Consider the following 22,211-nt stretch of genomic DNA (forward strand, 5'->3'; position numbering starts at 1 on the left):
TCGCAGGGCGACAGGAGATCGCAACAGAGCGGCAATGATGGATGGTTGACGGACCGATCGGCCGACTGCTCAACTTGAGGCCATGTACGCCGAGCAGCCCCTGGTCACCCGCGACCACATCGACTTCGGTCGGGTGTGGTCCGCGGCGTGTCACGGCTGACCCGGCAGCGGGCCGCACGTCCCCGGCCCTGATCCCTTCGGGGGACCATCCCTCGGTCCGCCCCGTCGCGGGCCCGGACCGCCGCCCCTGACCGGGCGCCCCGGGTGCCGGCCGCCGCCGTTGACCCCGCCCTGCGCTCCGGCAGTCCCCTCCCCGCACCACCGTCACGTACCCGTGCTCCCGGCCGCCCGTGCCGCCCCGCGCCCGGGCCGGCTCCGGTCTGCCCGGCCGGCCGGCCGTCCGTCCGTCCGCCCGCCCGCCCCGTCTGCCCTGCCCGTCTGCCTGCCCGGCCGCCCCGGCCGCCCATCTGCGGTCCGGGCGTTCCACCCACCCCGAAAGGTTCCGCCATGCCCGTCGAGTTCCTCGGCATCGCCGCCACCGGCGACGGTTCGGAGACCACCGCCCGCACCACCGCCGCCTTCGACCGCGACTACACCCTGCGGCTGGCCCGCGCCCACGAGGACCACGGCTGGGACCGCGTGCTCTTCGCCTACGGGGCCGGCTCCCCGGAGCCCGCGGCCGCGGCCGCCTACCTCGCCGCGCACCTCGACCGGCTGCAGATCCTGCTCGCGCACCGGCCGAACGTCTCCTACCCGACCTTCGCCGCCAAGACCTTCGCCACCCTGGACCAGATCAGCGACGGCCGGCTGACCGTGCACTTCATCACCGGCGGCAACGACCACGAGCAGCGGCGGGAGGGCGACTTCCTGTCCAAGGACGAGCGCTACGAGCGCACCCGCGAGTACATCGGCATCGTGAAGAAGGCGTGGACCAGCCGGGAGCCCTTCGACCACGAGGGCACCCACTACCGCTTCCACGACTTCGTGTCGGACGTCTTCCCCGTCCAGCAGCCGCGCCCCGGGGTCTCCTTCGGCGGCTCCTCGGACGCCGCCTACGCGGCCGGCGGCGCCGAGGCGGACGTCTACTGCCTCTGGGGCGAGCCGCTGGCCCGCACCGCCGAGCAGATCGAGCGGGTGAAGGAGGCGGCCCGGGCCGCCGGGCGCACCGACGTGCCGCGGATCCAGGTGGCGTTCCGGCCGATCATCGCACCGACCGAGGAGCTGGCCTGGGAGAAGGCGCACCGGACGGTGGACGCGATCAAGGCCCGCCGGGCCACCGGGGAGGCCCGGCGGCGCGGCCGCCCGCTCGGCGACGCCCCGGCGGCGGCCCCCGAGAACACCGGCTCCCGGCGGCTGATCGAGATCGCCGAGGCCGGCGAGCGCTACGACCGGGCGCTGTGGACCCCGACCGCCGCGGCCACCGGCGGGGCCGGCAACTCCAACGCCCTCGTCGGCACCCCGGAGACGGTCGCCGAGGCCCTGCTCGACTACTACGACCTCGGCGTCGACATCCTGTCCGCCCGCGGCTACCACCTGCTCGACGACGCGATCGACTTCGGCCGCCACGTCATCCCCCTCGTCCGTGCGGAGGTCGCCCGGCGGGACGCCGCCAAGGCCGCCGCGGAGGCCGCCGAACGGGCCGAGCGCGACCGCCACCAGCTGATCGCGGTCCAGGCGTGAGCGACCCCGCCCCGGTGCAGGAGTTCCGCCGGGTCGACGTCGACGACCCGCTGGTCGAGCCGCTGCTGCGCGAACTCACCCACGAGTACGTCAGCCGCTACGGCCCCGAGGCGCACCAGGAGATGACCCGCTACCCGCGGGACGCCTTCGCCGAGCCGCACGGCGTGCTGATCCTCCTGCTGGAGGACGGCGAGCCGGTCGCCGGCGGTGCGTACAAGTGGTACGACGAGCGCACCGCGGAGCTGAAGCGGATGTGGACGCACTCCGCGCACCGCCGCCGCGGCCTGGCCCGCCGGGTGCTGGCCGAGCTGGAGCGGACGGCCGCCGCCGCCGGCTACGCCCGGATCCACCTGACCACCGGCCCGCGCCAGCCCGAGGCCAGGGGCCTCTACCTGGCAGCCGGCTACACCCCGCTGTTCGACCTCGCCGCCGATCCGCTGACCATCGGCCCGCTCCCCTTCGAGAAGCACCTGCCGGTGCCGTCCGAGCAGCACCTGCCGGTGCTGACCACCACCTGAAAGGCCCCCCGTGAGAACCACCACCGCCCGCCGCCTGTCGGCCGCCGCCGCCCTGCTGCCCGTCCTGGCGCTGGCCGCGTGCGGCTCGGACCCGGGCACCACGGGCCCGGCGGGCGCGGGCGGAGCCGTCACGGCCGCCGCCCAGGACGTCGTCTCCGGCGTTCCGAAGTCGGACGCCGCCGCCGCGCTGCTGCCCGAGGAGGTGCGCGCGGCGGGCACCCTGACGTTCGGGGCCTCCTTCGGCGCGCCGCCCACCGCCTTCTACGCCGACCAGGCGACGAAGAAGCCGGCCGGGATCGACGTGGACTTCACCGACGCGGTGGCCAGGGTGCTCGGACTGACCGTGCAGCGCGAGGAGGCCGCCTTCGAGACCATCCTGCCCGCCCTGGACAGCGGCAAGTTCGACGTGGGCACCGGCAACTTCGGCGTCACCACGGCCCGGTTGAGGACCATCGACTTCGTCACCTACATCGACGACGGCCAGGGCTTCGCGGTCCGCAGGGACGACACCCGGACCGAGCCGGTCACCGACCTGGTCCAGCTCTGCGGGCTGACCGTCGGCACCGGTGCCGGCACCACCTTCGAGACCACGCTGAACGCCAGGAAGGACGTCTGCGCCGCGGCCGGGAGGAAACCGTACGAGGTGAAGGCGTTCAGCGACAGCGGCGCCGTGCTCACCAGCCTCCAGCAGGGCCGGGTGGACGTGCTGATGTCGACCATCAACGGCCTGCGCTACCAGGCCGCGCAGGAGGCCTCCGGGACGCGCTTCCTCGGCGAGTTCCACCGGCTGGACGTCGGCTTCGCGTTCAGGAAGGGCTCGAAGCTCACCCCGGCCTTCCAGGCGGCGGTCAACCAGCTGATCAAGGACGGGACGTACGAGCGCATCCTCCGCAAGTGGGGGGTCGCCGACTCCGCCGTCAAGGAGTCCCTGATCAGTCCGCCCGAACACCCGTGACCCGCCGGCCCGCCGGACCCGCTCCCCGGGCCGGTCGAAGGAGCCCCCGATGACCGTCACCACCGAGCCGCCCGCGCCCCCGCACCGCGGCAGACCCGATGCCGACCCGGCAGCCCCGGCAGCCCCGGCAGAAGCCGTCGCCGACGCGACAGCCGGAGCCCCGGCCCCGGCCCCCGACCTGGACGGACTGGCCGGCCTGCGGACCGTCCCCGCCCGGCACCCCTGGCGCTGGGCGTTGGGGATCGCCGCCCTGGTCGTGCTGGCCCAGTTCGCCCACGGCCTGGCCACCAACCCCGGCTGGGACTGGGCCACCTTCCGGATCTACTTCACCGCCGACACGATCGTCCAGGCGGTCGGCCGCACCCTCCAACTGACCTTCTACGGGACGGTGCTGGGCTTCCTGCTGGGTGCCGTGGTGGCCGCGATGCGGCTGTCCCGCAGCCCGATCCTGCAGTCGATCGCCTGGGCGTACGTCTGGGTGTTCCGCTCGATCCCGCTGATCGTCCAGCTGGTGTTCTGGTTCAACCTGTCGTACCTGTACAAGCGGTTCGGGTTCGGCATCCCGTTCGGCCCGACCTTCGGCGACTTCGAGACGGTCGGGGTGCTGAGCGCGCTCGGCGCGGCCGTTCTCGGCCTCGGCCTGCACCAGGCCGCCTTCGCCGCCGAGATCATCCGCGGCGGCGTCGTCGCGGTGGACGCCGGGCAGCGGGAGGCCGCCGCCGCGCTGGGCATCCCGCGCTGGCGGCAGGCCTGGCGGATCGTGCTGCCGCAGGCCATGCGCGGGATCCTGCCGGCTGCCGCCAACGAGGTGATCTCGCTGCTCAAGGGCACCTCGGTGGTCTACGTGATGGCCATCGGCGAGCTCTTCTACCAGGCGCAGGTGGTCTACGGCCGGACCGGCCGGGTGGTGCCGCTGCTGATGGTCGCCACCGTCTGGTACGTGCTGCTGACCACCGTGCTGTCGATCGGCCAGTACTACGTCGAGCGCTACTTCTCCCGCGGCTCGCAGCGCAGCCGGCCGCCCACCCCGCTCCAGCGCGCCCGGGCCTTCGTCCGGAGCCTGCCGGCCCGCCCGGCGCCCGCCCGCACGCCCGACACCCGCACCACCGGAGGACGCCCGTGACCACGCTCGCCAAGACCGACCCGGCCGCGCGGCCCGCCGGGCCCGACCCGGCGGCCGCACCGGTGGTGCGGGTCCGCGGCCTGCGCAAGAGCTTCGGGCAGCTGGAGGTGCTGCGCGGGGTCGACCTGGACGTCCCGGCCGGCTCGGTGACGGTGGTGCTAGGCCCGTCCGGCTCCGGCAAGTCCACCCTGCTGCGCGCGATCAACCACCTGGAACGGCTGGACGGCGGCCACGTCTCCATCGACGGCGAGCTGATCGGCTACCGCCGGGTCGGCGACCGGCTGCACGAGCTCAGGGAGCGCGAGGTGCTGCGCCAGCGCACCGGCATCGGCTTCGTGTTCCAGAACTTCAACCTGTTCCCGCACCTCACCGTGCTGGAGAACCTGGTCGAGGCGCCGATCGCCGCGCTGCGCCGGCCCCGGGCCGAGGCCAGGGCGTCGGCGCTGGCGCTGCTGGAGCGGGTCGGGCTGGCCGACAAGGCCGCCGCCTACCCCCGGCAGCTGTCCGGCGGCCAGCAGCAGCGGGTGGCGATCGCCCGGGCGCTGGCGCTGGAGCCGAAGGTGCTGCTGTTCGACGAGCCCACCTCGGCGCTGGACCCGGAGCTGGTCGGCGAGGTGCTGGACGTCATCAAGGACCTCGCCCGCACCGGCACCACCATGATCGTGGTCACCCACGAGATCGGCTTCGCCCGCGAGGTCGCCGACACCGTGGTCTTCATGGACGGCGGCGTGGTGGTCGAGCAGGGCCCGCCGGCCGAGGTCCTGGACCACCCCCGGCACGAGCGCACCAGGGCCTTCCTCGCCAAGGTCCTCTGAATCCCCCGGGCGGCGGACCTCCCGCACCGCCGACCCCTCGAACCACCCCGCGAACCGCCGAACGACCCCTTCACGAGCAGGAGTTCCGCCATGTCCCTACCCCGTCGCGCCCTGGTGGCCGCCGGCGCCGTCACCGCCGCCCTCGCCCTCGCCGCCTGCGGCAGCGGTGCCACCGGGGCCTCGGCGGAGCTCGCCCCGGCCAAGGGCAGCACCGCGCCGAACGGCGCCGTGGTCAACCTGACGGCCGACCAGAAGCGGGTGACCACGCCCAAGGTCGACGCCGTCGCGGCGCTCGTTCCGGAGGAGATCAGGAAGCGGGGCACACTGACCGTCGTGGACGCCATCGGCACCACGCCGCCGCTGGACTTCTACGCGAACGACGACAGGACGATCATCGGCGTCGAGCCCGACGTCGCCTCGCTGATCGGCGACGTGCTCGGCCTCAAGGTCGAGTTCAACCCGGTCTCCTGGGAGAACATCTTCGTCGGCCTGGACAGCGGCAAGTACGACGTCGGCATCTCCAACATCACCGTCACCGAGGCCCGCAAGGAGAAGTACGACTTCGCGACCTACCGGCTGGACGTGCTCGGCTTCGAGGCCCGGAAGGGCAGCGGCCTCAAGGTCGCCGGCGCCAAGGACCTGGCCGGCCGGTCGGTGGGCGTCGCCTCCGGCACCAACCAGGAGAAGCTGCTGATCTCCTGGAGCGAGGAGAACGTCCGCAACGGTCTCAAGCCGATCGACATCAAGTACTTCCAGGGCACCGAGTTCTACCTGGCGCTCTCCTCCGGCCGGATCGACGCCTACGTCGGCCCCAACCCCAGCCTGTCGTTCCACGCCGTGCAGACCGGCGAGACCGAGGTGGTCGGCACCTACTCGGGCGGCGGCGCCGACGTGCTCGGCAAGATCGCGGCGACCACCCGGAAGGACAACGGGCTGGTCAAGGCGTTGAACGGGGCGCTCAACGAGGTGATCGGGAACGGGACGTACGCCCAGGTGCTCAAGCGCTGGGGCCTGGACAACGAGGCCGTGCCGACCTCCGAGGTCAACCCGCCCGGCCTGCCCAAGCCCAAGCCCTGATGCCCCGAACCCGTTCACCCGCCGGCCTCCCCCCGCCGCTAAGGTGACCCCGCCGACGGCGAACGCCGTCCGGAGGAGCTGGAGTTGGGGGAGGCCATGCGCGAGGGGGAGGTGCTCGACAGCCGCTACCGGCTGGAGGCGGGGCTGGGCCGGGGCGGGTTCGGCGTGGTCTGGCGGGCGACCGATCTGCGGCTCGACCGCGCGGTCGCGGTCAAGGTGCTGCTGGAGGAGCACGCCACCGACCGGGAGGCGGTGAGCCGGTTCGTCCGCGAGGCCCGGACGGCCGGCGGCCTCTCCAACCCGCACATCGTCACCGTGCACGACTACGGCCGGGTCGCGGCCGGATCCGGGGAGACCCACTACCTGGTCCTGGAGCTGGTCCGCGGCCGGGCCCTGTCCGACATCCTCAAGGACGGCCTGCCCGAGCAGGAGGCCGCGCTCAAGTGGATGCGCCAGGTCTGCAAGGCGCTGGACGCCGCGCACAGCTGCGGGGTCGTGCACCGCGACATCAAGCCCGAGAACGTGATGATCGACGAGGGCGGCAAGGCCAAGGTGCTGGACTTCGGCATCGCCCGGCTGCTCTCCCAGTCCGCCGTGCTCACCTCCACCGGGAACGTCGTCGGCACCGTCCCCTACCTGGCGCCCGAGTGCTGGTCCGGCGCCACCGTGGACGGCCGGGCCGACCTCTACGCGCTCGGCGTCATGCTCTACCAGCTCTGCGTCGGGCGCCGGCCGTTCCGCGCCGCCTCGGCCGCCGAGTACATGTACAAGCACCTGGAGGAGGTCCCGCCCCGGGTGCGCACCGCCGACCCGGCGCTGGCCGACCTGATCGCCCGGCTGCTCGCCAAGCGCCCGGAGGACCGGCCCGCCACCGCCGCCGAGGTGCTGGAGCGGCTGCGCCGGATCCGCCCCGGGGTGCTGCGCCCGGACGACCCGAGCCCGGAGCAGCTGCGCCGCCGGGCGGACCGGGCCTGGCAGTGCGGCGCGCAGGGCGCCCCCGGGGAGGCCGTCGGGATGCTGACCGCGCTCGTCCCCGATCTCGCCCGGATCTGCGGTCCGGGTGACCCGCGCACCCTGCGCACCTGCCACGACCTGGCCCTCTGGCTGGCCGAGGACGGCAGTCCGGGTGCCGCCGTCGCCCTGCTGCGGGAGCTGGTCACGGCGCTGGCCGCCGAGCCCGGCGCGCGGGCCGACGTGCTGCGCGACCTCGACCGCTGGCACCGGGTGGTCACCCGGTCCGGTCCGGGCGAGCCGCGGGCGCTGAGTCTGGCCGGCCTGCTCGGAGGCGGGCCGCAGCACGGCTGAGGCGGGCGGGCCGCCGCCCCGGCCGGGGGCTGTCAACCGTACGGCTCGCCGATTCGGGGCGTCCTGGGGCTGTGCGAATTGATAGGAATCCGCCCACCGGGACGGTCTGGTTCCACGGCCGTCGGCGTTGATATACCTCGTTGCCAGACTCGGGTGCGGTGTCTGCCGCCCCCGGTGAGCTGCGACGAAAGGCTGGTGACGGATCGATGAAGCTCCTCCGTGTCGGACCCCCGGGCGCCGAGCGCCCGGTCGTGCTGGGCCAGGACGGCACCGGGTACGACCTCTCCGGGCGCGCCCGGGACATCGACGGGGCCTTCCTGGCCGGGCTGGACGCCGCCGCGCTGGCGCGCGAGGTGGCCGCGGGGCTGCTGCCCCGGGTGGACCTCGCCGGCCTGCGGGTGGGCGCGCCGGTCGCCCGCCCGGGCAAGGTGGTCGGCATCGGGCTCAACTACCGCGACCACGCCGCCGAGGCCGGGGCCGTGGCACCGGACGAGCCGGTGATCTTCCTCAAGCCGAGCTACACGGTGGTCGGCCCGTACGACGAGGTGCTGGTGCCGCGCGGCGGCGAGAAGACCGACTACGAGGCCGAGCTGGCCGTCGTGATCGGCCGGACCGCCCGCTACCTGGGCGGTCACGAGGAGGCGGCGGCGGTGATCGCCGGTTACGCGATCGCCAACGACGTGACCGAGCGGGCCTTCCAGTTCGAGCGCGGCGGCCAGTGGGACAAGGGCAAGTCGGCGGAGACCTTCACGCCGCTGGGGCCCTGGCTGGTCACCGCGGACGAGGTCGCCGACCCGCAGCAGCTGCCGCTGCGGCTCTGGGTCAACGGCGAGCTGCGGCAGGACGGCAACACCGCGAAGATGATCTTCCCGGTGCTCGAACTGGTCCGCTACGCGAGCCAGTTCATGGTGCTGGAGCCGGGCGACGTGATCGTCACGGGCACTCCGGCCGGCGTCACCCTGGGCCACCCGGGGACGCCGTTCCTGACCGCGGGCGACATCGTCGAGATCGAGATCGACGGTCTCGGCCGCCAGCGCCAGGTGTTCGGCAAGGCCTGAGCCGCCCGACGGGCGCCCCCGGCCGTTCCCCGGCCGCCCGCCCGCCGACCACCGCGGCGTTCCGGCCGCCCCGACCCCGGGCACGGGGGTCGGGAGGGCCCGCGCCGCCCGAGGCCGGCCACGCCGTCCGTCCGGCACCCGCGCACCCGCGGGGCCCCGGCAGCACGCCGGTCGCAGGCCCCCGGCAGCACGTCGTCGCAGGCCCCTGCGGAACGCACCCGCAGGCCCCGGCGGCACTCCCGCGCTACCGCGCCGCCAGCACCTCGCGCAGCCGGTCCGCCCGCTCCGCCCGCGGCCCCTCCAGCGCCAGCAGCGTGGCCAGCACCCCCGCGGTCTGCGGATCGTGCAGCGCCGTCGCCGCCGCCATCGCCGTGAACTGGTCCACCAACCAGTCGCGCAGCTCGGTGACCGGCAGTGCGCGCCCCTCGTCCAGCCAGCTCAGCGACGCGCCCTCGACCACCGCGATCCAGGAGCGCACCAGCAGCGTCAGTCGCGGCCCGGCCTCCCGTACCCCCAGGTGCCGCAGGGTCCGCTTCAGCGCGGCCCGCCGGACGTCGTCCACGATGGCCGAGGTGCGGGCCGTCTCCACCACCGAACCGCCGCGCAGCAACGCCGAGTAGCCGGCGTCGTGCTCGGCCACGAAGGCGAAGTAGCCGTCCAGGACGGCTGCCAGCTGCTCGGACGGCGTTCCGGCCAGCGGGACGGCGAAGCGGCTGGTCAGCTCGTCGGCGGCGGTGCGCAGGGCCGCCTCGTACAGCTGCTGCTTGCCGCCGGCGAAGTAGCGGTAGACCAGCGGGCGGGAGGCCCCGGCGGCCTCGGCGACGTCGTCCAGGCTCACCTCCTCGGGCGGCCGGACGGCGAACAGTTCCAGGGCGACCGCGATCAGCTGGTCGCGCCGCTGCTGGACCGGCAGCCGCCGGTAGCCGGCGCGCCGCGGGCGCGGGTCGGGTGCGGCCGGTTCGGGCAGCGGGCCGGTTGCCGTGGTGGGGCGGGCTTCCATGGCGGTCAGCGTAATGGGCGTCGACCCGATCGGATCCTGTCGCGCGCGGCGGTTCGCCGAACGCGCGTTTGACCGGGCGGCCTGTGACGAACATTCGACCGGTGCATGTCACCGATCTCGGTCAAGGGCTTGCAATCCCCCCGTGCCACGAAATGATGTCCGAATGGTTGAAGAACTGATCACCTCCGACGGCACCACCCCGCGCCGGATCGCCGACGGTTACGTCCACGCCCTGGCCGAACTCAACCCGCTCGCCGCGGTCTACCTGGGACTCAACCCCGAGGACGACCGCCTCCCCGACCTTTCGCCCGCCGGTGCCGAGGCGATCGCCGACCTCGCCCGCCGCACCCTGGCCGCCCTCGACGGGGCGGAGCGGGCCGGGGCCGCCGAGGACGAGGCCGAGCGCCGCTGCGCCCGACTGCTGCGCGAGCGGCTGACCGCCGAGCTCGCCGTCCACGAGGCGGGCGAGCACCTCCGCGCGGTGCGCAACCTGGGCTCGCCGGTGCACGAGCTCCGCGACGTCTTCACCCTGATGGCCACCGGCACCGAGGACGAGTGGCGGGTGGTCGGCCGCCGGCTGGCCCGCGTGCCGGTGGCGTTCGCGCAGTACCGGGAGACCCTGGCCGCCGGCATCGCGAGCGGCCTGCTCTCCGGCCCCCGCCAGGTCTCCACCGTGGTCGGGCAGTTCGGCGAGTGGCTGGCCGGGGACGTGCCCGGCGGCTGGTTCGGCGAGTTCGTCCAGGACGCGCCGGAGGGCGTGCGCGCCGAGCTGACCGGGCCCGCGGTGGCCGCCGCCGAGGCGCTCGCCGAGCTGCGCGATTGGATGCGCGACGTCTACGGACCCGCGGCCGCCGACACCCCCGACACCACCGGCCGGGAGCGCTACCGCCGCCTCGTCCGCCTGTGGACCGGCGCCGACCTGGACCTGGACGAGGCCTACGCCTGGGCCTGGAGCGAGTTCCACGACCTCGCCGCGCAGATGGAGGCGGAGGCCGAGAAGGTGCTCCCCGGCGAGGGCCCGATGGCCGCGATGAAGTGGCTGGAGGTCGAGGGCCCGGTCGTCGAGGGCGCCGAGGCGACCCGGCTGTACCTGCAGGGCCTGATGGACCAGGTGATCCGGGACCTCCAGGGCACCCACTTCGACCTGGCCGAGCCGGTCACGCGCGTCGAGTCGCGGATCGCCCCGCCCGGCAGCGCGGCCGCCCCGTACTACACGGCGCCCTCGCTGGACTTCACCCGCCCGGGCCGGACCTGGCTGCCGTCGCTCGGCCGGGAGCGCTTCCCGGTCTGGGACCTCGTCTCCACCTGGTACCACGAGGGCGTCCCGGGCCACCACCTGCAGCTCGCGCAGTGGAACTACGTCGCCGACCGGCTCTCCACCTACCAGGTCAGCATCGGCGGGGTGAGCGCCAACCTGGAGGGCTGGGCGCTCTACGCCGAGCGCCTGATGGACGAGCTCGGCTACCTCACCGACCCGGGGCACCGCCTCGGCTACCTCAACGCCCAGATGATGCGGGCGCTGCGGGTCATCGTCGACATCGGCATGCACGCGGACATGGACTTCCCCGCGGACTCCCCGTACAAGCCGGGCGAGCGGGTCAGCCCGGAGGCCGCCCGCGAGTTCTTCGGCCTCTACTGCGGCCTCACCCCGGACTACCTGGACAGCGAGCTGGTCCGCTACCTGGGCATGCCCGGCCAGGCGATCGGCTACAAGCTGGGCGAGCGCGCCTGGCTGCGCGGCCGGGCGGCGGCACGGGCGGCGCACGAGGCCCGCGGCGAGGAGTTCGACCTCAAGGCCTGGCACATGGCGGCGCTCTCGCAGGGCTCGCTCGGCCTGGACGACCTGGTCGAGGAGCTCTCCGCGCTCTAGGACCGTCCGTGCGCCGGGACCGCCCGTGCTGCAGGACCGTAGGGCCCCGGGTCTCGTCCGCGAGACCCGGGGCCCTAGTCCTTTCGTCCCGAAAATGTCGATTTGGTGAGGTTTTTCCTTGCCAATCGCCCGCCCGGGAGTTTGGCTGGAAGGCGACTGCGTGACCTCTCCGTCCCCTCCGGAAGGCTCGACCAGTGTCTGCGCAACCTGCCACCGGTCATGAGAACGCGGACAGCCGCCGTTGGTGGGCCCTGGCGGTCATCGCCATCGCCCAGCTCATGATCGTCCTCGACATCACCATCGTGAACATCGCACTGCCGTCGGCCCAGCGGGACCTGGGCATATCCGACGCCGACCGGCAATGGGTGATCACCGCCTACACGCTCGCCTTCGGCGGCCTGCTGCTCCTCGGCGGCCGGCTGGGCGACCTCTTCGGCCGAAAGCGCGTCTTCACCATCGGCCTGCTGGGCTTCGCCCTGGCCTCCGCCCTCGGCGGCGCCGCGGCCGACCCGGCCATGCTCTTCGGCGCCCGCGCCCTCCAGGGCGCGTTCGGCGCCCTGCTCGCCCCCTCCGCGCTGGGGCTGCTCTCCACGACCTTCTCCGACCCGAAGGAACGCAGCACGGCCTTCGGCATCTTCGGTGCGATCGCCGGTGGCGGCGCCGCGATCGGCTTCATCGCCGGCGGCCTGCTCACCGAGTACCTGAACTGGCGCTGGTGCCTGTTCGTCAACACCCCGATCGCCATCGCCACCGCCTTCGCCGCGTTCTCCGTGCTCCAGCGCGACCACGTCGCCAAGGGGAACCGGATCCGACTCGACCTCCCGGGCGCCCTGCTCGGCTGCGGCGGCCTGCTGGCGATCGTCTTCGGCACCTCCGAGGCCGTGACCCGCGGCTGGGGCGACGCCCTGGTGCTCGGCTCGCTGGTCCTGGGCGTGCTGCTGCTCGCGGCGTTCGTCCTGGTCGAGCGGCGCAGCGCGCACCCGCTGCTGCCGATCCACATCGTCGCCGACCGCAACCGCGGCGGTGGCGCGCTCTCGGTGGGCCTGGCGATGGTCGGCATGTTCGGCCTGTTCCTGTTCCTGACCTACTACCTGCAGGCCATCAAGCACTTCTCGCCGATCGTGTCCGGCCTCTCCTTCCTGCCGATGACGGCCGCCATCGTGATCAGTTCGACGGGCATCGCGGCCCGGCTGATGACCAGGGTGCCGTCCCGGAACCTGATCGGGCCCGGCCTGCTGCTCGCCGGGGCCGGCATGGCCTGGCTGACCCAGATGAAGGTGGACAGCCCGTGGGCCGGCATGGTGCTGCCCGCCGAGCTGCTGCTGGGCTTCGGCATGGGCCTGGTCTTCATGCCGTCGATGAGCCTGGCCACCCTCGGGGTCGCCCCGAACGAGGCCGGAGCGGCCTCGGCCACGATCAACTCGGCCCAGCAGGTGGGCGGTTCCTTCGGTACGGCGCTGCTGAACACCATCGCGGCCAGTGCCACCGCGAGCTTCCTCGCGACCCGGATCGCCTCCGACCCGGCGGTCCAGGCCCAGGGCGCGGTGCACGGGTACGTGGTCGCCACCTGGGTGGCGATGGGCATCCTGCTGCTGGCCGCGCTGGTCGCCTTCCTGATGATCGACCACCGGCCGGCGCCCGGTGAGGCCACCGCCGTCGAGGGCGGGGCGTCGCGGCCCGCCGAGGAACCGGCCGCCGCCGCGCGCTCCGCGGACGCGCAGTCCGGCCCCGCCGCCGGCGCCGGGGCGACCGCCCCGACGGAACGCCAACGGGCCACCTGAAACCCTTCAGCAAGGTCTTGCAGTCGACCTCCGGCGCCTGCTTGACTCCTGGCCACTGCCCAGGGATCAAGGAGGCGCCGTGGCGCTGCCCGAGTTCGACCTGCTCGTCGTCGGCGGGGCCGGCGTGGACACCATCGTCCGGGTGGAGCGCCTGGAGGTCCCGCCCGGCGACTCCCTGTCCGTCGGACCGGTCCACGACCATCTCGGCCACACCGGCAACGGCGTCGCCCTCGGCGCCCACCACCTCGGCCTGCGCACCGCCCTCCTCGACTTCCTCGGCGACGACCCGCAGGGCGACCTGGTCCGCGCCGCCCACGAGCGCCACGGCCTGCACCTCGCCCACCTGGTGAGCCCGCACGGCACCCCGCGCGGGGTCAACCTGGTCGACGCCGCCGGCCGCCGGTTCTCCTTCTACGACGGCCGCCACCCCGCCGACCTGCGGCTGCCGCGCGCGTTCTACCTCCCCTACGCGGAGCGCAGCCGGCACGTCCACCTCTCCATCACCGGCGTCAACCGGGACATGTACGCCGACCTGCACCGGCTCGGCCGCACCACCTCCACCGACCTGCACGACTGGGACGGCGCCGACCCGCACCACCTCGACTACGCGCTCGGCTCCGACCTGGTGTTCCTCTCCACGGCCGGCTGCCGCGGCCGCCACGAGGAGGTGATGCGCCGGATCCTCGCCGAAGGCCGCGCCACCGTCGTCACCGCCACCGCGGGCGCCGACGGCTGCTACCAGCTCACCCGGGGCGGGAGCGCGGTGCACCACCTGCCGGCCGTCGACCCGGGCCGCCCGGTGGTGGACACCAACGGCGCCGGCGACGCCTTCGTCGCGGGCTTCCTCGCCGCCTGGTTCCGGGGCCTCGGACCGCTGGACTGCGCCCGGGTCGGCACGGCCGCCGGCGCCTTCGCCTGTACCCGGGCCGGGACGCACAGCGCGTTCCTCGGACCCGCGGACCTGGAGCGCCTGTTGGGCGAGGGGTGACGGATTCTCATCCTGCTCCCAGACACCGGTAACGACGTTTCGAGGCGGAGGCGTCATAGTCGTTGACCGGTACACCGCCACCGACACCGGTAGGAGACACGGGCATGGCTCAGCACCGCCGCCACACGAAGCGCCACCGCCTGCTGGCCCCGACCCTGTTCACCGCGCTCTCGGCGGTGGTGGTGGCCGCCGTGGTGACCGGCACGCACGGGCTGAGCCTGTCCGACGCGACCGCCGCGGGGAAGGCGGCCCGCAGCCCCCGGGCCGCCGTCGCGGAGGCCACCGCCTCGCCCGGAGCGCTCGACGCCGCGGCGCCGACCGACGGCACCGACCCGGCCCAGGGCCCGACCGGGAGCCCGGCCGCGAGCCCCGCCGAGTCCCCGGAGCCGGCGCCGACCGGGACCGCGAGCGAGACCCCGACCGACTCCCCGAGCGAGGACGCGGCGCCCGCCGGGACGCCGACGGCGTCCGCCGGTGCGAAGGCGAGCACCCGCACCGCCGTCCTCGGCACCACCGCGGTCGCCGCGTCCACGGACCCGGAGGCCGCCACCGTCGGCGCCCTGTTCAGCGGCGGCATCGCGGCCGGAAACCACTTCTGCACCGCCAGCGTCCTGCACAGCCCCACCGGCAACCTGCTGCTGACCGCCGCGCACTGCCTCAACAGCGCCGACGGCGTCACCTTCGTCCCGGGCTACCGCGACGGCTCCGCCCCGTTCGGCAGCTGGCGGGTCACCGCCGTCCACACCACCTCCGGCTGGTCCGGGAAGGGCGACCAGGACGAGGACTTCGCGATCCTGGAGACCGCCCCCAGCAACGGCCGGAACGTCGAGGACGTGGTCGGCGGCAACCACCTCGGCACCGACGAGCCGTTCGGCGCCACCGTCCACCTGTACGGGTACCCCGGCGACGCGGAGACGCCCAGCCTCTGCACCAACAGCACCGGCAAGCAGAGCACCTACCAGCGCGTCGTCTCCTGCCCGGCCTACCCGGCGGGCACCAGCGGCGGCCCGTGGATCGACGTCGCGACGGGTGACGTGGTCGGTGCCATCGGCGGCTTCCAGCAGGGCGGCGACTCCGACGACGTCTCCTACAGCGCCTACTTCGACCACACCATCGCCGCGCTCTACGCCGAGGCCGAGGCCGCCGCGGCCTCCTGACCGGCCCGGCCCCGCGCCTGGCCGCCCGGCGCGTCCGGCGCGTCCGGCCCCACCCGGGGCCGGACATGACGAAGGCCCAGATCCGTGGATCAACTCCACTGATCTGGGCCTCAGTTGCACTTCCTGCGAAGTGCCCCCGGTAGGATTCGAACCTACGCACCCGCCTCCGGAGGGCGGTGCTCTATCCCCTGAGCTACGGGGGCCTGGCTGGTGTCCTCGGCGCTGGCGCCTCCGACGTGAAGAACACTACCAGGCTCCGGGCGTGCTCCGTGCACGGGTTTCCCGGGGAGCCGTCGCGGGCGGTGCGGAGGAGCCGAGGGGGAGGGGTGCCGGGGGCGGTGGAAGTGCCCAAAGGCCGGACGGGGCGGCGGGGGCGCCGATACCCTCGGTGAGGTGTCGGGAGTGTCCGGGCGGGTCCTCGTGGTGGACGACAGCGAGGTGATCCGCCAGCTGATCAGGGTCAACCTGGAGCTCGAGGGCTTCGAGGTGGTGACCGCCGCCGACGGCGCCGAGTGCCTGGAGGTCGTCCGCCGGGTGAAGCCGGACGTGGTGACCCTGGACGTGATGATGCCGCGGCTGGACGGCCTGCGGACGGCGGCCCGGCTGCGGGCGGCCCCGGCGACCAGCGGACTGCCGATCGCTATCGTGAGCGCCTGCACCCCGGCGGACCTCGACCTGGGCGAGGCGGTCGGCGTGGACGGCTACCTCGGCAAGCCCTTCGACCCGGCCGACCTGGTCGCGCTGGTGCGGCGGTTGATGGAGCTCGGCGGCCGGCCGAGCGAGTTTCGCCCTGAGCGAACAGAGCGCACCGATCGCGGCTGACACCCCGGCCCGGACGGCGCGACGGCGTCTCAACCGGTAAACCGGGTGGCGGGCGGGCACCCCGTCTCGCCTACGCTTGGCGTCGTGACCCCCGCAGAGCTTTCCCAGGCAGTCCAGGCCGCAGTGAGCGCCGCCGTCGAGGCGGGCGAGCTGGCCGTCGCCGTGCCCGAGCACGTGACGGTCGAGCGGCCCAAGAACAGGGACCACGGCGACTACGCGACCAACGTGGCCCTCCAGCTCGCCAAGGCGGCCGGCAAGCCGCCGCGAGCCGTCGCCGAGCTGCTGGCCGACCGCCTGCGAGGGATCACCGGCGTCGCCAAGGTCGACATCGCCGGCCCGGGCTTCCTGAACATCACCCTGGACACCGCCACCGCCGGTGCGCTGGCCCGCACCATCGTCGAGGCCGGCGAGGGCTACGGCCGTAACCGGGACCTCGCGGGCCTGAAGATCAACCTGGAGTTCGTCTCCGCCAACCCGACCGGCCCGATCCACATCGGCGGCGTCCGCTGGGCGGCCGTCGGCGACTCCCTGGCGCGCGTGCTGCGGGCCTGCGGCGCCGACGTCACCACCGAGTACTACCTGAACGACGCCGGCGTGCAGATCTCCAAGTTCGCCGCCTCGCTGCAGGCCGCCGCGAACGGCCGGGAGGTGCCGGAGGGCGGGTACGTCGGCGAGTACATCGTCGACATCGCCAAGGCGCTCACCGACGCCGTCCCGGGCGTGCTCGACCTGCCCGAGGACGAGCAGCTGCAGGTCTTCCGCACCGAGGGCCTGAAGCTCATGGTGGCCGAGATCCAGCGCTCCATGGACGAGTTCGGCACCCACTTCGACGTCTGGTTCTCGGAGCGGTCGCTGCACGAGTCCGGCGCCGTCGGGCAGGCCATCGACCGGCTGCGCGAGCAGGGCCACGTCTTCGAGCAGGACGGCGCGGTCTTCCTGCGCACCACCGACTTCGGCGACGACAAGGACCGCGTCCTGATCAAGGCCGACGGCGACACCACCTACTTCGCCGCCGACGCCGCGTACTACCTGTCCAAGCGGGACCGCGGCACCGAGGTCGCGCTCTACATGCTGGGCGCCGACCACCACGGGTACGTCAACCGCCTGAAGGCCATCTCGGCCTGCGCGGGCGACGACATGAACCACAACATCGAGGTGAAGATCGGCCAGTTCGTGAAGATGCTTCGCGACGGCGAGGAGGTCCGCATGTCCAAGCGGGCCGGCAACATCATCACGATCGACGACGTGGTCGAGTGGATCGGCGTCGACGCCGCCCGCTACACCCTGGCGCGGTCCTCCACGGACTCCACCATCACGCTCGACATCAACGTCCTGACCAGCCAGACCAACGAGAACCGGGTGTACTACGTCCAGTACGCCCACTCCCGGATGTGCGCGGTCCAGCGCAACGCCGACGACCAGGGCATCTCGCGCGGCGCGGCCGAGGACTTCAAACCGGAGCTGCTGGCCACCGACTGGGAGTCCGACCTGCTCGGCCACCTCGGCGAGTTCCCGCGCGTGCTGGCCTCGGCCGGCGAGCTGCGCGAGCCGCACCGCGTCGCCACGTACCTGGAGGACCTGGCGGCCAAGTACCACCGCTTCTACGACAACTGCCGCATCCTGCCGCGCGGCGACGAGGAGGTCACCGACCTCACGCGCGCCCGGCTGTGGCTGGCCGACGCGACGCGCACGGTCGTGGCCAACGGGCTGACGCTCCTGGGCGTCACGGCGCCCGAGCGGATGTAGGCACCACCCCCATCGCGCACAGCGGGGGCGGCTGACGGTCAACGGGGACCGTCGCCGCCCCTCGCCATAGGTCAAGGAACAAGGACATGTCTCGCTCAGCACACCCCGCGGGCCCCCGTCACGGCGACGTCCTGCCCGAGGGCCACTACCAGGCCCCGCCGGCGGACCTCAACGCGCTCGACCCCAAGGTCTGGTCGCGCACCGTCGCCCGGGACGCCGCGGGTGCGGTCACCGTCGGCGGCATCGACGTGCGGACGCTGGCGGCCGAGTTCGGCACGCCGGCCTACGTGCTCGACGAGGAGGACTTCCGGACCCGGGCCCGCGCCTGGCGGGACGCCTTCGGCACCGGGGCGGACGTCTACTACGCCGGCAAGGCGTTCCTCTCCAAGGCGGTCGTGCGCTGGCTGCACGAGGAAGGCCTGAACCTCGACGTCTGCAGCCCGGGCGAGCTGGCCGTGGCGCTGGCCGCCGGCATGCCGGCCGAGCGGATCGCGCTGCACGGCAACAACAAGTCGGTGGACGAGCTCGAGCACGCGGTGAAGTCCGGGATCGGGCACGTCGTGGTCGACTCCTACGAGGAGATCGAGCGGCTGGCCGCGATCGCCGCCCGCCACGGCGTCCGCCAGCAGGTGCTGATCCGGATCACCGTCGGCGTCGAGGCGCACACCCACGAGTTCATCGCCACCGCACACGAGGACCAGAAGTTCGGGCTCTCGCTGACCGGCGGCGCGGCCGCCGAGGCGGTGCGCCGGGTGCTCGCCCACGACAGCCTGGAGCTGCGCGGCATCCACTCGCACATCGGCTCGCAGATCTTCGACACCGCGGGCTTCGAGGTGGCCGCCCGCCGGGTGGTCGGCCTGCTGGCCGGCATCCGCGACGAGCACGGCGTCGAGCTGCCCGAGATCGACCTGGGCGGCGGCCTCGGCATCGCCTACACCAGTGACGACGACCCGCGCGAGCCGGCCGAGATCGCGGCGGCGCTGGGCGAGATCGTGCGCCGCGAGTGCGCCGCCGCGGACCTGCGGGCCCCCCGGCTGAGCGTGGAGCCCGGCCGGGCGATCGTCGGCCCGACGGCGTTCACGCTGTACGAGGTCGGCACCGTCAAGCCGCTGGAGGGCCTGCGCACCTACGTCAGCGTGGACGGCGGGATGTCCGACAACATCCGCACCGCGCTGTACGACGCCGAGTACTCGGTGGCCCTGGTGTCGCGCCGCAGCGACGCGGAGCCGATGCTGGTGCGAGTGGTCGGCAAGCACTGCGAGTCCGGCGACATCGTGGTGCGGGACGCCTTCCTGCCGGCCGACCTGGCCGCGGGCGACCTGATCGCGGTGCCCGCCACCGGCGCGTACTGCCGCTCGATGGCGAGCAACTACAACCACGCCCTGAAGCCCCCCGTGCTGGCCGTCAGGGACGGTGCGGCGCGGGTGATCGTCAGGCGCGAGACGGAGGAGGATCTCCTGCGTCTCGATATCGGATGACGAAATTCTCGTCTCAGATCATGGAACGACCGTAGATCCGTGCGGAAAGTCCCCGAGACTGGTACGGACCGAAGTTCCCGGCGGCCCCGAGAATCCCGCCGGAATTACCGAAGCACGATGAATGCAGAGCGGAGTCGGATGATGCGTACGCGCCCGCTGAAGGTGGCGTTGCTGGGCTGTGGTGTGGTGGGCTCCGAGGTGGCGCGCATCATGACGACGACGGCCGACGACCTCGCCGCGCGCATCGGTGCCCCGGTGGAGCTCGCCGGCATCGCGGTCCGCCGGGCCGGCCGGACCCGCCCGGGCGTCCCCGAGCACCTGATCACCACCGACGCCGAGGCCCTGGTCAACCGGGGCGACATCGACGTCGTGGTCGAGGTGGTGGGCGGCATCGAGCCCGCCAAACACCACATCCTGTCGGCGTTCGCGCAGGGCGCCTCGGTGGTCAGCGCCAACAAGGCGCTGCTCGCCCAGGACGGCGCCGAGCTGCACGCCGCGGCCGCCGCGGCCGGGGTGGACCTGTACTACGAGGCCGCCGTGGCGGGCGCGATCCCGCTGCTGCGGCCGCTGCGCGAGTCCCTCGCGGGGGACAAGGTCAACCGGGTGCTGGGCATCGTCAACGGCACCACCAACTTCATCCTCGACAAGATGGACACCACCGGCGCCGGCTACTCGGAGGCGCTGGAGGAGGCCACCGCGCTGGGCTACGCCGAGGCCGACCCGACGGCCGACGTCGAGGGCTTCGACGCCGCCGCCAAGGCCGCGATCCTGGCCGGCATCGCCTTCCACACCAAGGTGACCGCCGCGGACGTCTACCGCGAGGGCATCACCGAGGTGACCGCCGCCGACATCGCCTCCGCGAAGGCGATGGGCTGCGTGGTCAAGCTGCTCGCGATCTGCGAGCGGGCCGCCGACGGCGCCTCGGTGACCGCCCGGGTCCACCCGGCGATGATCCCGCTGTCGCACCCGCTGGCCTCCGTCCGCGAGGCCTACAACGCGGTGTTCGTCGAGGCCGAGGCGGCCGGTCGGCTGATGTTCTACGGCCCCGGCGCCGGCGGCTCGCCGACCGCCTCCGCGGTGCTCGGCGACCTGGTCGCGGTCTGCCGCAACAAGCTCGCGGGCGCCCCCGGCCCCGGTGACTCGGTGTACACGCAGCTGCCCGCCAAGCCGATGGACGAGGTGGTCACCCGCTACCACGTCAGCCTGGACGTGGACGACCGCGCGGGCGTGCTCGCCCAGGTGGCGTCCGTCTTCGCCGAGCACGGCGTCTCCATCGACACCGTGCGCCAGCAGGGCCGCGACGGCGACGCCTCGCTCGTCGTGGTCACCCACCGTGCCACCGACGCCGCCCTGTCGGCGACGGTCGACAAGCTCCGCGCGCTGGACAGCGTGCGGGACGTGGCCAGCATCATGCGGGTCGAAGGGGAGTAAGGAACAGCCATGAACGCCGTTGCCGAGAACGTCGTCCGAGGCGCGCACACCCACCAGTGGCGCGGCCTGATCGAGGAGTACCGGGACCGCCTGCCGGTCACGGACTCCACCCCGGTGGTCACCCTGCTCGAAGGCGGCACGCCGCTCGTCCCCGCCCAGGTGCTCTCCGAGCGCACCGGCTGCGAGGTCTACCTCAAGGTCGAGGGCGCCAACCCGACCGGCTCCTTCAAGGACCGCGGGATGACGATGGCCATCTCCAAGGCCAAGGAGGAGGGCGCCCAGGCCGTCATCTGCGCCTCCACCGGCAACACCTCGGCCTCCGCCGCCGCGTACGCGGTGCGGGCCGGGATGGTCTCCGCGGTGCTCGTCCCGCAGGGCAAGATCGCCCTCGGCAAGATGGGCCAGGCGCTGGTGCACGGCGCCAAGATCCTGCAGGTGGACGGGAACTTCGACGACTGCCTCACCCTTGCGCGTGAACTGTCCGAGAAGTACCCGGTGGCCCTGGTCAACTCGGTGAACCCGGTGCGGATCGAGGGTCAGAAGACCGCCGCGTTCGAGATCGTCGACATGCTCGGCGACGCCCCGGACATCCACGTCCTGCCGGTCGGCAACGCGGGCAACATCACCGCGTACTGGAAGGGGTACCGCGAGTACGCCACCGACGGCCTCGCGGCGCGCACGCCGCGGATGTGGGGCTTCCAGGCCTCCGGCTCGGCCCCGATCGTCGACGGCGCGCCGGTGCTCAAGCCGCAGACCATCGCCACCGCGATCCGGATCGGCAACCCGGCCTCGTGGGACTTCGCGCTCGCCGCGCGGGACGAGTCGGGCGGCCTCATCGACAAGGTGACGGACCGTCAGATCCTCGCGGCCTACCGGCTGTTGGCCTCACAGGAGGGCGTCTTCGTGGAGCCCGCCTCGGCCGCCTCGGTGGCCGGCCTGCTGGCCAAGGCGGAGGCCGGCCTGGTCGACCCGGGCCAGCGCATCGTCTGCACCGTGACCGGCAACGGCCTCAAGGACCCGGACTGGGCGGTGGCGGGCGCGCCGCAGCCACAGGTCGTCCCGATCGACCCGGAGGCCGCGGCCCGGCGCCTGGGCCTGCTCGACTGACCCGGGACCGGGCCGGTCACCGGGTCTGACGCTTCGACGGGCCTACCCTTTCGGGGGTCGGCCCGTCGACGTTCTCCGGTGACACTTTTGTGTCAATTACGCTTCGCATTCCGAACCGAATCCGGTACGCATTCCGGCCAGAAGCGGCAACACACCAGATCGAAGGCCCATGGGGTGTACCACTGGGGAACCTCTCTTCGATACTCTGGGTTCGGCCGTGTGGCACATGCCCCGGGTCCTGGCCCTCCGGGCCGAACCGACGACCGTGACCGCCCGCCCCGGACGGGGCCCGCGGTCCGT

At 73.5% G+C, this 22,211-nt stretch carries 18 protein-coding genes and 1 tRNA gene; 17 read left to right on the top strand and 2 right to left on the bottom strand.

Annotation, left to right across the window (positions count from 1 at the left end; all coding sequences use genetic code 11):
• The first annotated feature begins 507 nt into the window (after positions 1 to 507).
• From ACIRS1_RS32250 to ACIRS1_RS32285, 8 genes are all read left to right on the top strand, one after another.
• Positions 508 to 1,680 carry an LLM class flavin-dependent oxidoreductase gene (locus ACIRS1_RS32250; protein ID WP_360204521.1) on the top strand — a complete coding sequence of 391 codons (1,173 nt, stop codon included), beginning with the start codon at positions 508 to 510 and terminating at the stop codon, positions 1,678 to 1,680.
• Positions 1,677 to 2,198 carry a GNAT family N-acetyltransferase gene (locus ACIRS1_RS32255; RefSeq protein WP_402845681.1) on the top strand — a complete coding sequence of 174 codons (522 nt, stop codon included), beginning with the start codon at positions 1,677 to 1,679 and terminating at the stop codon, positions 2,196 to 2,198. The genes ACIRS1_RS32250 and ACIRS1_RS32255 overlap by 4 nt, the downstream gene beginning before the upstream one ends.
• A gap of 10 nt (positions 2,199 to 2,208) precedes the next feature.
• The gene (locus ACIRS1_RS32260; protein WP_360204527.1) at positions 2,209 to 3,153 is read left to right on the top strand and encodes an ABC transporter substrate-binding protein; all 945 of its coding nucleotides are present in this window, start codon (positions 2,209 to 2,211) and stop codon (positions 3,151 to 3,153) included.
• A 49-nt stretch (positions 3,154 to 3,202) separates the two neighbouring features.
• Positions 3,203 to 4,276: an amino acid ABC transporter permease gene (locus ACIRS1_RS32265; RefSeq protein WP_402845682.1), complete on the top strand. Its 1,074-nt coding sequence runs from the start codon at positions 3,203 to 3,205 to the stop codon at positions 4,274 to 4,276.
• A 62-nt stretch (positions 4,277 to 4,338) separates the two neighbouring features.
• Complete coding sequence (locus ACIRS1_RS32270) at positions 4,339 to 5,091, top strand: amino acid ABC transporter ATP-binding protein (protein WP_360204858.1); 753 nt, start codon at positions 4,339 to 4,341, stop codon at positions 5,089 to 5,091.
• 90 nt (positions 5,092 to 5,181) lie between these two features.
• Positions 5,182 to 6,168: an ABC transporter substrate-binding protein gene (locus ACIRS1_RS32275; protein ID WP_402845683.1), complete on the top strand. Its 987-nt coding sequence runs from the start codon at positions 5,182 to 5,184 to the stop codon at positions 6,166 to 6,168.
• A gap of 84 nt (positions 6,169 to 6,252) precedes the next feature.
• The gene (locus tag ACIRS1_RS32280; RefSeq protein ID WP_360204536.1) at positions 6,253 to 7,473 is read left to right on the top strand and encodes a serine/threonine-protein kinase; all 1,221 of its coding nucleotides are present in this window, start codon (positions 6,253 to 6,255) and stop codon (positions 7,471 to 7,473) included.
• A gap of 206 nt (positions 7,474 to 7,679) precedes the next feature.
• Positions 7,680 to 8,531: a fumarylacetoacetate hydrolase family protein gene (locus ACIRS1_RS32285; RefSeq protein WP_402845684.1), complete on the top strand. Its 852-nt coding sequence runs from the start codon at positions 7,680 to 7,682 to the stop codon at positions 8,529 to 8,531.
• Between the two features lie 244 nt (positions 8,532 to 8,775).
• Here ACIRS1_RS32285 and ACIRS1_RS32290 read toward each other — a convergent pair whose 3' ends face one another.
• On the bottom strand, positions 8,776 to 9,531 hold the full coding sequence (locus ACIRS1_RS32290) for a TetR/AcrR family transcriptional regulator (protein WP_402845685.1): 756 nt from the start codon (positions 9,529 to 9,531) through the stop codon (positions 8,776 to 8,778).
• A 163-nt stretch (positions 9,532 to 9,694) separates the two neighbouring features.
• Here ACIRS1_RS32290 and ACIRS1_RS32295 point away from each other — a divergent pair, with 163 nt between their 5' ends.
• The 4 genes from ACIRS1_RS32295 to ACIRS1_RS32310 all read left to right on the top strand — a co-directional run bounded on the left by ACIRS1_RS32295 (position 9,695) and on the right by ACIRS1_RS32310 (position 15,327).
• Positions 9,695 to 11,401, top strand: coding sequence for a DUF885 domain-containing protein (locus ACIRS1_RS32295; protein ID WP_360204545.1), 1,707 nt, complete (start codon positions 9,695 to 9,697; stop codon positions 11,399 to 11,401).
• A 194-nt stretch (positions 11,402 to 11,595) separates the two neighbouring features.
• Positions 11,596 to 13,182, top strand: coding sequence for an MFS transporter (locus ACIRS1_RS32300; RefSeq protein WP_387902273.1), 1,587 nt, complete (start codon positions 11,596 to 11,598; stop codon positions 13,180 to 13,182).
• A 79-nt stretch (positions 13,183 to 13,261) separates the two neighbouring features.
• Positions 13,262 to 14,170, top strand: coding sequence for a carbohydrate kinase family protein (locus ACIRS1_RS32305; protein WP_402845686.1), 909 nt, complete (start codon positions 13,262 to 13,264; stop codon positions 14,168 to 14,170).
• A 104-nt stretch (positions 14,171 to 14,274) separates the two neighbouring features.
• Positions 14,275 to 15,327: a trypsin-like serine protease gene (locus ACIRS1_RS32310; protein ID WP_402845687.1), complete on the top strand. Its 1,053-nt coding sequence runs from the start codon at positions 14,275 to 14,277 to the stop codon at positions 15,325 to 15,327.
• Positions 15,328 to 15,458: 131 nt separating this feature from the next.
• On the opposite strand, the gene ACIRS1_RS32315 is transcribed toward ACIRS1_RS32310, so the two are convergent.
• A tRNA-Arg gene (locus ACIRS1_RS32315) sits at positions 15,459 to 15,530 on the bottom strand.
• Positions 15,531 to 15,729: 199 nt separating this feature from the next.
• On the opposite strand from ACIRS1_RS32315, the gene ACIRS1_RS32320 reads away from it, so the two are divergent.
• From ACIRS1_RS32320 to thrC, 5 genes are all read left to right on the top strand, one after another.
• Complete coding sequence (locus ACIRS1_RS32320) at positions 15,730 to 16,149, top strand: response regulator (RefSeq protein WP_402845702.1); 420 nt, start codon at positions 15,730 to 15,732, stop codon at positions 16,147 to 16,149.
• Between the two features lie 84 nt (positions 16,150 to 16,233).
• Positions 16,234 to 17,895, top strand: a complete 1,662-nt coding sequence (gene argS, locus ACIRS1_RS32325; RefSeq protein ID WP_360204560.1) for an arginine--tRNA ligase — start codon at positions 16,234 to 16,236, stop codon at positions 17,893 to 17,895.
• A gap of 86 nt (positions 17,896 to 17,981) precedes the next feature.
• On the top strand, positions 17,982 to 19,373 hold the full coding sequence (gene lysA, locus ACIRS1_RS32330; protein WP_402845688.1) for a diaminopimelate decarboxylase: 1,392 nt from the start codon (positions 17,982 to 17,984) through the stop codon (positions 19,371 to 19,373).
• 138 nt (positions 19,374 to 19,511) lie between these two features.
• A complete protein-coding gene (locus ACIRS1_RS32335) occupies positions 19,512 to 20,804 on the top strand; it encodes a homoserine dehydrogenase (RefSeq protein ID WP_360204566.1) in 1,293 nt (430 codons plus the stop codon).
• Positions 20,805 to 20,813: 9 nt separating this feature from the next.
• Complete coding sequence (gene thrC, locus ACIRS1_RS32340) at positions 20,814 to 21,911, top strand: threonine synthase (protein WP_387902265.1); 1,098 nt, start codon at positions 20,814 to 20,816, stop codon at positions 21,909 to 21,911.
• Positions 21,912 to 22,211 lie beyond the last annotated feature (300 nt).

The organism is Kitasatospora sp. NPDC101176 (assembly GCF_044768035.1).
Taxonomy (GTDB): domain Bacteria; phylum Actinomycetota; class Actinomycetes; order Streptomycetales; family Streptomycetaceae; genus Kitasatospora.